The organism is Paraburkholderia sp. XV (genome assembly GCF_020177535.1).
Taxonomy (GTDB): Bacteria; Pseudomonadota; Gammaproteobacteria; order Burkholderiales; family Burkholderiaceae; genus Paraburkholderia; species Paraburkholderia caribensis.
Window position 1 is genome coordinate 1 of record NZ_JAGUUD010000238.1, and the last position, 3624, is coordinate 3624.

The window sequence follows — 3624 nt, forward strand, 5'->3', positions numbered from 1 at the left end:
GGCAAAGAAAAGTAGGTGCCGCCCCGCACAGGGGCAACGCGTGAAGCGCGCTAACAAATCGCGGATGCCAGCGCAAAGGCTAAAACACCAAACCACAACGCGTGAAGCACGCAAACGCATCGCGGACGCCAGCGCAAAGTCAAAACCCCCAAAGCGTCGCAGACAAAAAAAACCCTTCACCGTAAAGAAAACTTCGCCACCGCCACCTTAAGCGCCTGCGCCTGATCATCCAACGCCCGCGCAGCGGCAGTAGCCTGCTCAACGAGTGCAGCATTCTGCTGCGTCCCCGCATCCATCTGCGACACCGCGAGATTAATCTCCTCGATCCCCGAACTCTGCTCGGCGGAAGCCGCCGAAATCTCACCCATAATATCCGTCACGCGCTTCACGGCCTTGACGACTTCGTCCATCGTCTGCCCCGCGTCCTGCGCAAGTTGCGAGCCGTTGCTCGCCCGCTCGACCGACGCGCTGATCAGCGTCTTGATCTCCTTGGCAGCCGCCGCGCTACGTTGCGCGAGATTGCGCACCTCACCCGCCACCACCGAGAACCCACGCCCCTCCTCGCCCGCACGCGCCGCCTCGACGGCGGCGTTCAAAGCAAGGATATTGGTCTGGAAAGCGATCCCCTCGATCACGCCAATGATGTCGCCAATGCTCTTCGCGCTGTCGTTGATCTGGCCCATCGTCGCGACCACGCGGCCAACCACGTCGCCGCCCTTCTCCGCTATCGACGACGCATTGTCGGCGAGCGTGCGCGCCTGCTTCGCGTTGTCCGCGTTCTGGCGCACCGTCGACGTCAACTCCTCCATGCTGCTCGCCGTCCGCTCGAGCGCCATCGCCTGCTGTTCGGTGCGCTGCGACAGGTCGAGATTGCCCATCGAAATCTGCCCCGACGCGGCCGCAATCGCCTCGGCACTCGCCGCGATATGCGAAACCGTCGACGACAGGCCGTTCTGCATGTCGCGCAGCGCGGACAGCATGCTGCCGTTGTCGCGCTTGCCGAGCACGATGTCGTTCGACAGATCGCCCGCTGCAATACGGCTCGCGATCTCCTTCGCGTACACCGGCTCGCCGCCCAGTTGCCGCGCGAGACGCCTCACCACCCACTCGCTGATCACGAACGCGAGCACTATCAGCGCGATCGTCATCACGGCCATCATCACGAACGACGATTGATAGATAAACGACGACGCGTCGATCGTCGCCTTCGCGGCCGTGCCGCGCTGCGCGACCAGCTCATCGACGAGCTTCTCGAGCTTGCCCGTTTCGACGAGCAGCGACACATCCGACGTGCCGACCTGCCAGTTCATCTGCGACAGATCGAGCGGCTGCGCCTTCACGAGCGTGACGAAATCGCGCATATGCCCGCTCCACACGCCGATCGCGGCAGCGAACTTCTTCTGCTGCGCGGTGGCGGCGGCCGAATCGGCGTATTGCTGGAGCGTATTGAGTTCGGCCGACAGACCCGTCAGCCCCTTGTCGATATCGGCGCCGAGTTCGTCGCGTTCCTTTGCGGTCGTCGCCGTCAGCAGCATCTTCTGAGCGCGGCTCGAGCGCAGCAGGTAGCCGCGCGCCTCCTCGGCAGCGCGGCTCGCGATATGGCCTTGCTCGTAGATCGAGCGCATCTGGCCGTTCAGGCGGCTCATCTGCGCGAGCGAAAACACGCCGATCGCCAACGTCCCCGCCAGCAGCACCGCGAACGCAAACCGCAAGGTCGTCTTCACCGACCAGCCGCGCATCCTGCCGCCTGCCGCCCGTTTGCCCGCGCGCGCTTGCCCTCCGGCCGCTTCCCCATCCGGCACGAAACCCGCGCCCGTCCGGCCACCCAGCGAAACTGCTTTCATATTTCTCGTCCCCGCTTGTCGTACTGCCGGAAAGGTCTGTTCCGGCATTGCTGCTTTTCTCTCCGGGTTGACGGCATCGCCGGCGGCGTTCTTGAGGCCGACCGTCCGGCAATTTTCCCGGTCCTGCGCGCGCCGCCTCGTGGGCAGCGCGCCGCGTCGGATTTATACATTGGCCAAAATTCATTTGGCGCGTTTTCCCACGTTTTGCGCTGTGCGTTTCACTCTAATTTGGCCCGACGGCGCGCCATCCCGGTGCCTACGATGTATCCGCCGCACAAAAAACAGGCACGACGGCCCATTTGACGGGACGGCAGATGTCCGAATCGCGACAAAAGTTGGCCGGACATTTGATGGGAGACACACTACACTTCATCAAACGCTAAAAACATCTGCTGTCGCCGACGGTCTTGCCGCAACTGCCGGCGTCTGCTTCCGAGCCACCCTCTCCTGACCGACCTCATGGAAACCAGCCTCGACAAAGGCGCCCTGGCTGGCGCCGCTGCTTCAGCTTCTGCTCCTGCCGCCCCCCGGCCGCAAGCGAAGACCGTCTACTCGATCCTTGGCGCAATCAGCTTTTCGCATCTGATGAACGACATGATTCAGTCGTTGATCCTTGCGATCTATCCGATGCTGAAGGCGAACTTCGCGCTGTCATTCGGGCAGATCGGCCTGATTACGCTGACGTATCAGATCACGGCTTCGCTGCTGCAGCCGCTGGTCGGCGTCTACACGGACAAGCATCCGAAGCCCTACTCGCTGCCCGTCGGCATGGGCTTTACGCTGTCGGGTCTGCTGTTGATGTCGGTGGCGCCGAGCTTCGGCGTGCTGCTGATCGCGGCGGCGCTGGTTGGCTGCGGGTCGTCGGTATTTCACCCGGAGTCGTCGCGTGTGGCGCGCATGGCGTCGGGCGGCAAGCATGGTCTTGCGCAGTCACTGTTTCAGGTGGGCGGCAATGCCGGCTCGTCGCTCGGGCCGCTGCTCGCGGCGCTGATCGTGATTCCGCACGGCCAGCGCAGCATTGCGTGGTTTTCGGTGGCGGCGCTGGTGGGGATTCTCGTGCTCACGCATATCAGCCGCTGGTACAAGCATCATCCAGCGACGAAGAAGGCGCGCGCCGGGCAGGTTGTGCATGCGGCGCTGCCACGTGGCAAGGTGGCGTTCGCGATGAGCATTCTCGTGCTGCTGGTGTTCTCGAAGTACTTCTATCTGACCAGCATCAATAGCTATTTCACGTTCTATCTGATCGACAAGTTCCATCTGCCTGTGCAGGCCGCGCAGGTGCATCTGTTCGTGTTCCTTGCGGCTGTCGCGGCGGGGACTGTGATCGGTGGGCCGGTTGGCGACCGGATTGGCCGTAAATATGTGATCTGGGTGTCGATTCTTGGGGTTGCGCCGTTCACTCTTCTGCTGCCGTATGCGAATCTGTTCTGGACGGGGGTGTTGACCGTCATTATCGGCATCGTGCTGGCGTCGGCGTTTTCGGCGATTCTCGTTTATGCCCAGGAGCTCATTCCGGGTAAGGTCGGGATGGTTGCGGGGTTGTTCTTTGGGTTTGCCTTCGGGCTTGGCGGGATCGGCGCCGCCGTGCTTGGGCAATTGGCTGACGCGACGAGCATCGCCTATGTGTATAAGGTGTGCTCGTTCTTGCCGTTGCTCGGGATATTGACTGTGTTTTTGCCGGATGTTGAGGGGAAGATGGTTAAGGGCTGAATTGCTGGTCCGGGGTTTGGGTTTGGGTTTGGGTTTGGGTTTGGGTTTGGGTTTGGGTTTGGGTTTGGGT

General features: G+C 62.2%; 2 protein-coding genes. One reads left to right on the forward strand and one right to left on the reverse strand.

What is annotated here, in order from left to right; translation table 11 throughout:
- Positions 1-176: 176 nt before the first annotated feature.
- Complete coding sequence (locus KFO72_RS41520) at positions 177-1844, reverse strand: methyl-accepting chemotaxis protein (protein WP_054934270.1); 1668 nt, start codon at positions 1842-1844, stop codon at positions 177-179.
- A 459-nt stretch (positions 1845-2303) separates the two neighbouring features.
- On the opposite strand from KFO72_RS41520, the gene KFO72_RS41525 reads away from it, so the two are divergent.
- Complete coding sequence (locus KFO72_RS41525; RefSeq protein WP_054934269.1) at positions 2304-3554, forward strand: MFS transporter; 1251 nt, start codon at positions 2304-2306, stop codon at positions 3552-3554.
- Positions 3555-3624 lie beyond the last annotated feature (70 nt).

Excerpts from the sequence above, each read along its gene's own strand:
- KFO72_RS41520 (WP_054934270.1), bottom strand. The coding sequence starts at position 1,844 with ATGAAAGCAGTTTCGCTGGGTGGCCGGACGGGCGCGGGTTTCGTGCCG.
- KFO72_RS41525 (WP_054934269.1), top strand. The coding sequence starts at position 2,304 with ATGGAAACCAGCCTCGACAAAGGCGCCCTGGCTGGCGCCGCTGCTTCA.